Annotated in this window: 3 protein-coding genes; all 3 read right to left on the bottom strand. The window is 60.7% G+C overall.

What is annotated here, in order from left to right:
* Positions 1 to 142: 142 nt before the first annotated feature.
* Positions 143 to 2452, bottom strand: coding sequence for a transferrin-binding protein-like solute binding protein (locus tag Q0349_RS13195; RefSeq protein WP_298081478.1), 2310 nt, complete (start codon positions 2450 to 2452; stop codon positions 143 to 145).
* 436 nt (positions 2453 to 2888) lie between these two features.
* Positions 2889 to 4949 carry an ATP-dependent DNA helicase RecG gene (recG, locus tag Q0349_RS13190; RefSeq protein WP_298081477.1) on the bottom strand — a complete coding sequence of 687 codons (2061 nt, stop codon included), beginning with the start codon at positions 4947 to 4949 and terminating at the stop codon, positions 2889 to 2891.
* Between the two features lie 262 nt (positions 4950 to 5211).
* Positions 5212 to 5795: hypothetical protein (locus Q0349_RS13185; protein WP_298081476.1), on the bottom strand; the 584-nt coding region annotated here is incomplete at its 5' end.

Raw genomic sequence — 5795 nt, 5'->3', positions numbered from 1 at the left:
CTCGGCGCACCGTTCGCGGCATGGCGACGATTTTGCGGCTACAACGACGCGCCTTGTACAGAACTTTGTGAGTATCGCTATAAACAGCCCTAATAAAAAACGGCCACTTGCGTGGCCGTTTTGATGCTCAAGCGGGGAATGCTTACGGCGTGGGGTTGTTGTTGCCGTAATTGTTGTTGCCGTCATCACCCTGGAAGGTGTTGCCGCCATCGCCTTTGCTCGCGCCAAAGACGCCGCCCCAGTCGTTTTGGCCGTAGGCATCGCCGTATTTTTGCGGGTCTTGTACGGAGTTGAAGGAGCCGCCCATTTCTTCCGCTTTTTCGCCGAAGAAGGATGCCTTGAAGGTGGCGCAGTCATCACCGGCGACGTAGGTGCGGTCAGCGGTACCGACCACGGTGTTGCCAACGATATTGCCCTGGAAGCGGACGAGGTTGTCGCGGGTGGTGGTCGCCTTGGTCGGGTCGAGCAGCCATTCGTTATAGACATCGCCGAGGACGCGCTTCTTGCCGAAATCCACGCGGGCTTCGACGAAGTTGCCCAGGCCCAGGCCGCTGGTCGCACCGGCAAAGGCGTTCGGCAGGTTGCGTTTGCCGGCGTTGTGGAAGTCGTTGTCAATGCCGTACATCAAAGCGTGTCCCTGGTACACCGCTTTCTGGTCGCTCGGCAATGCCGCCATCTGTTCGATGGTGGTGGCATTGGTACCACGGTAGAAGTAGTCATCGACGGAGTCGTCGGCGTTTTTCGCCTTGAACGGGTTGCGGATGAAGTTGTCGGCGTAGCCTTTGGTGCCTTCATCAACATCCAACTGGGTAGAAACGCGGCCATACTGGACGTATTTCAGCGTCGTCGGGATGGCGCCGATGCTGTATTGGGTCGCTTTGGTGCCGGGGGTTCCGAGGTAAGTAGTCTTGTCCCAAGCGGTATTTTCTACTTCGGCAACGAAAGAGCGGGCGCCCTTGAAGCTGTTCATGGCAACCGGATGGATACCCTTGTTTTTCTCGCCGGTTCCGGCATAGGCGAGGTGATAACGACCGAAGATACGGGTAGTCGTATTGTGGTGGTCTTCCCATTTCTTCTCTTCTTTGTTGTAGGTCAGCTCCTGCCCCAAGGTAGAGAAACCGCCGCCGACACGGATCAGACCGTTGGTAGCGGCATTGCCGTTTTCTTTGGCCAGTTCGGTAACGCCATTATTGGTCGTGCTGGTAGTAACCGCTGTTGTAATGTCATCAGTTTCTGTTTTGCCACGAGAAACGGAGTTCTCGAAAGCGGTTTCCGGCGCAGACCACCACACCAGCCCCTTGCCGTAGCGGGCACTGTTGTATCTGCCGTCATAAACTGTATCCGTATGGGCAGCCCGGGCAGAAATTGTATATTTACCAAAATCGATAGTGGAATTTTCATCCGCCGGTGGGGTAAAACCGCGATAGGTATAGACGTCTTTGCCATTAATATCCTTGCCGGTGTGTTTAATACCGGTATAAACATAAGGATCGGCAGGTGTACCAGTTCCGGTTCTGCCTTTTTCTTGCCATTTCAGCGGGTCGATAATTGCGGTTAACCCCCCATCACGCTGGGTCATGTCAAGCTCATGTCTTCCGACGTTATCGGTTGTTAAGCCAGCATTGTTCTCATCTGGCTTCAAATCAAGACGATTTTTAATAGTCGTATAGTGATAGCCATTGGAGAGAACACGTTCCCCTTTACCATTGACGTCACCATAGGAAATTACATAGGGAGTTGTGTTGTAGGTGGGATGCTGTGTTACCTGATTTTTTCCGTGTTCATTAGGTGTGTTAAGCGGTCCCCACCACATCGTATCGTTGATGACCCGGTTAATCTTGTTCTTGTCATCCACGTTGTTGGCTTCATCGGCGTGCAAGGCATCGGTGTTGTCCACGTTGCGCTTGTACATTCCTGCCAGCACGTCCACGTTGGCGAAGTTTTCCTGTTGCAGGCTGTTATCGTTGGTGACGGAGTCCGGAATCGGGGTGCCGTCTGCCTTGAGCGGCATCGGGTTGTCGCTGCCGGCAAATTGTGCCTTGACCGGGGTGCCGTCGGCGCGGGTGATTTCTTGGCGGGCAAGGACGATGTTGGTCAGCTGCGGGTTTTGTTCGTCCAGGCTGGTGCCGAGCAGCGGCGAGGCGGAGGCGCGCTTGGTCGGGTTCAGGGTGCGGTCGTATTTGGAGCCGTCGCGGCGGATGTAGTTCAGGGTGCCGACGGTGTTTTGTTTGGTCAGGTCTTTGTCATCTACGACCTGGGTGCCGGTCGGGTCAACGGTTTGCTGGCTGCTGGGGGCTTCCGGCTGTTTGGGTTGTTCCGGCTGTTGGGGCTGGCTGGGGGTAGAGGGCTTGGGCGGGTCAGCGGGCTTGTTGCTGTTGTTGTCATCGCTGCCACCGCAGGCAGCAACGCCAACGGCCACCATGATTGCCAATGAGAGGTTGGTTAGTTTCATTTTTGGATCTCCGTTTGTGTTGAAGACTGATAAGGATATAGCCACTGGCTACAGCCGCATGACTGGTTGGCATCTTAATGTAATGTTTGTGCTTTGCAAGTTTTCACACCGGGTTGTACACACACCACACGCTGCGGGCGGGCCGTGTCGGATGTGATGTTTTGTTTTTCAGGGGATTTTTGGGGATATGCCAGGGGGCGGTAGCGGTGTGCATTTGGTAATGATGTGTCATTCAGACAACAGGTGGACGGAAGCTGCTCCGCACCGGGGAGATGCGTTTAGTCCTGGCCGTTATAGCGAGGTTGCGCATTTGCAGTATATCCTCGCACATCTGTTACCCATGTGTCCGGTCTATACACGCTCCCCCACGGGGGAGGGGGAATCGGCGGTTTACATACAGGGTTGCGGGGAAGGTGTATGTAAATGGCAAATGGCTTCAGGCGTTCAGATATTTCTCGCGCGATGCCGTCCAGCGGGTGAGCAGCACTTCGCAAAAGTCGGGATGCCGTTCACGCAACACGCGGGTGAGGCGTTCGGTCTCGCCCAGTAAATCGCCGTCGCGCGGCAGGCGGGCGACGCGGAAGGTGGCGTCGCCCGTCTGCCTTGTGCCGAGCAGTTCGCCCGCGCCACGAATGGCGAGGTCTTCTTCGGCGATGCGGAAGCCGTCGGTGGTTTCGCGCATGATGCGCAGGCGGCGTTGGGCGGTTTCGCCCGGCGGCGGCTGGTACATCAGCAGGCAGTAGGATTGGGCGCTGCCCCGGCCGACGCGGCCGCGCAGTTGGTGCAGTTGCGCGAGGCCGAAGCGTTCGGCGTTTTCGATAATCATCAGGGTGGCGTTGGCGACATCGACGCCGACTTCGATGACGGTGGTGGCGACGAGCAGTTGCGCTTCGCCCGCAACAAAGGCGTTCATCGTCGCCTGCCGCTGGTCGTTCGTCATGCGGCCATGCAGCAGGGCGACGCGGATGTCCGGCAGCATCGCTTGCAGTTGCGCCGCAGTCGCTTCGGCGTTTTCGCATTCGAGGGTGTCGGATTCTTCGATGAGCGGGCAAACCCAGTAGGCTTGCCGCCCGGCGCGGCAGTTTTCGCCGACGCGGGCGATGACGGCGTCGCGCTTCTGGTTGGAGACGACGCTGGTTTGGATGGGCTGGCGTCCGGCGGGCAGGGCGTCGATGATGGAGCAGTCCAGCTCGCCGTAGTGGCTCATGGCGAGGGTGCGCGGGATGGGGGTGGCGGTCAAGACAAGCTGATGGACGCTCGCGCCAGGCGCGGTTTTGTCTTGCAGTTGCAGGCGCTGATGCACGCCGAAGCGGTGCTGTTCGTCGATGACGACGAGGGCGAGGCGGGCATAGCGGACTTGTTCTTGAAAGACGGCGTGGGTGCCGATGATGAGGTCGGCGCTGCCGTCGGCAATCGCTTGCAGGCTGGCGCGTTTGTCGGCGGCGGGCATTTTGCTGGTCAGCGTTTCGACACGCACGGGGAGGTTGCCGAGCAAGCGGCGGATGTTGGCGGCGTGCTGTTCGGCGAGGAGTTCGGTCGGCACCATGAATACCGCCTGTTGTCCGGCGGCGATGGCTTGCAGACAGGCGGTGAGGGCAACGACGGTTTTGCCGCTGCCGACGTCGCCCTGCACCAGGCGCAGCATTGGCGTGGTTTGCGCGAGGTCAGCGGCGATTTCGGCGCAGACGCGCTGTTGTGCGGCAGTGAGCGTATAGGGCAAGGCGGCGCGGAATTGTTGTAACAGCGGCGGTTCGGCGGGTAGTGCAGTGGCGCGCTGTTCGCGCAGGCGCTGGCGGGCGTTCTGGATGGAGAGTTGATGCGCGACCAGTTCTTCGATGATGAGGCGGCGTCGCGCCGGATGGTCGCGCGCGAGCAATGCGTCCAGCGCGGTGGCTTCGTCCGGCTGGTGCAACGCGGTGAGGGCAGCGGGCAGCGGCCAGTAGCCTGCTTCGGTCAGCGGGTCTTGTGCAGGCAGTTGCGGCAGAACCAGCGCCAGCGCGCGCCGCATCAGCTCGTGCCAGCGCGCCTGCCCCAAGCCTTTGACGGTGGGGTAAACGGGGTAGAGTTGCGCGGAAAGGTGCGGCGTTTCGCCGTCGGCCAGCCATTGCACTTCCGGGTGGTGGATTTGGTAGCCCTGCACCGTCCACACCGCCTTGCCGTAAAAGAGGCCGCGCCGGCCGGGGGCGAAGGCTTTTTGCTGGCTGGGGTAGAAGTTGAAGTAAACGAGCTTGCAGTAGTCGCCCGCCGCGTCGCGCAGGGTGACGAGCAGCATCCGCTTGCGCCGCTGGACGAGGTCGGCGTGCAGCACTTCGCCGTGGACTTGCACGGTGGCGCCGTCGCGCAGCGCGGCGATGGGGGTGATGTGCGAGCGGTCTTCGTAGCGCAGCGGCAGGTGGGTGAGGAGATCGCGCAGGGTTTCGACGCCGCTGCGGGCGAAGAGCGTGAGGGTTTTTTCGCCGTGGGCGGCGAGATTGGTCAGGGGCTGATTGAAGGGCATGGGTGCGGGGTTTGGCCGGAAAGGGCGTTATTGTGCAACAGCACGCGGCGGGCTGCATCTTTGCACTTCAGCGGCGGGGCGACGGGTTGCGGCTCTATATAGCCATCCACCGAAAGTTTCGCACTGTGCTGTCTCGTCGTACAGCTGCGTATCGCCTTCAGCATTGTTCTTTGTGTAAAACTTTGAGTGTATCGCTATAAATGCGTTCGGCAATCGTAGCGTGTGTGGTGGCGCAACGCCGTACAGGGCTTTGCAAGGACGGTTACAGGCGCACCGCGGGCAGGTCGCGGCGCGTGCCGAGGTTGGGGCTGTGCAGGCGGATGTGTGCGGCGATTTGCCGGGTGACGGCGTCGCAATCGTCGCTGTTGGCCGGGTAGCTGGTGTCAATGCGGCGGTGGCGCAGGTAGCGTGCGTTGGCGTGGGGCTGCCAGTAGAGGTTCAGCGCGCGGCGCGGTTTGTCGTCGCTGCTGTGCCAGCGGTCTTCTTCCACGGCGCGGATGCCCGCCCAGGGGATGTGCGTCTTGCCGTGGTGGATGCCGTCGCGCGCGAGGATGAGGTCGGGCAGCGGCGGGCGCTGCGGTTGGCGCAGCCAGTAGTTGCTGATGGCGAGAAAGGCGGCGCAGAAGGCGAGGAGTATCAGCACGGTGGTGACGAGGATGGTCGCCGGGACGCCGAGCTGTTGCAGGAGCTGATCCAGTCGCAGCGCGCTCCAGGCGATGACGGCGACGACCGGGGTGCCAAATGGCACGAGGAGGGCGGTGTAGTCTTCCAGGCTGGCGTCGGGGGCGCGGCTGAATGTCCAGCGGCGCTCAATGCCGTCCGGCACGCGCGCGGGCGGCCAGGCGG

Source organism: uncultured Cardiobacterium sp., from assembly GCF_938028185.1.
GTDB lineage: Bacteria > Pseudomonadota > Gammaproteobacteria > Cardiobacteriales > Cardiobacteriaceae > Cardiobacterium.
Note: the sequence above shows the minus strand (reverse complement) of the source record. Positions and strands in the feature narration are given on the sequence as shown.